This window comes from Leclercia barmai, from assembly GCF_049312895.1.
In the GTDB taxonomy this organism is placed as follows: Bacteria; Pseudomonadota; Gammaproteobacteria; order Enterobacterales; family Enterobacteriaceae; genus Enterobacter; species Enterobacter barmai.
Map to the genome: position 1 here is coordinate 1 of NZ_JBMNWZ010000016.1, position 925 is coordinate 925.

At 46.5% G+C, this 925-nt stretch carries 1 protein-coding gene; it reads left to right on the forward strand.

All coding sequences use genetic code 11. The features are described from left to right. On the forward strand, positions 1 to 877 hold an 877-nt coding region (locus ACOYA6_RS23015), incomplete at its 5' end, for a T6SS immunity protein Tli4 family protein (RefSeq protein WP_422655477.1). Positions 878 to 925 lie beyond the last annotated feature (48 nt).

A 925-nucleotide genomic window follows, 5' to 3' on the forward strand; every position in this document is an offset into this window, starting at 1 on the left:
GATTTCCCGGCCTGAGGATACCTATAAAACCTATCTTGCAACAAAGAAGATGTATCATCCTGGTTTTGTGCAGTTAATCGCATTACGTGAAAAGGCTTTACGAGAAAGCGAAACTAATGACGCACAGGATATGCCCTTTTTGAAAAAAGTCTGGCCGTTACCCGCGGGTATGGATGGTGTGATTTTTGAAAGGAATGAAAACGAAAGTGTTGCGGACGCAATGCGCATCCTGGAAGGGTATTTATATACTAATGGTGTGGTTATTAAATTTCAGAAGCAGACCATTAATGATTCGAGCTCTATATATAATGAGCAACGAAGGGGGCGTCCACCCAGAAACTATGTCGCAAGTGATATCAGCCAGATGCAGTTGCTGATGGCGAGAATTAGCGGCAGGGATAATGATGCGATTCCGACGAAGCCAGGCTCCTGTATCACTCATGCGTTTATTGCCACAGATCCGACTTCCGAGGACAGGGAAGATATTTCTGTTGGTTTTGAAAGCAACACACTTGAATATATCAGGATTATTCTTTCCACCGATAATTTTACGCGTGAAAAGGACACAGTACTGGAGAGATCTGGTGAGATAGAGAGTAATTTGTACCGAGGCCAGGTGGAAAGAAAAGGGGCTTTTAATGTCAACGGCCTGCAGGCCCAGGAGTTTCTGGCAACGGGTTTACAGGCATCTCAGGACGAGCCGCGTTACGGTTTTGATATGTTCATCAATGAATTGACGGCCAGCTATAAGACACCCAATTTTATTCTGACCCTGGAGAATGATTCCATGCCGCCGACCTCCTACAGCAAGGAGGAAATTATCGCCTTCTGGGACACCATTAGCCGTAGCGTACGCGTGCGTCCCGGCGCGTTCTGACCTGTCGGAAAGAATTGCAGACAGTTAACCGGGAGGCTTCACAATGGG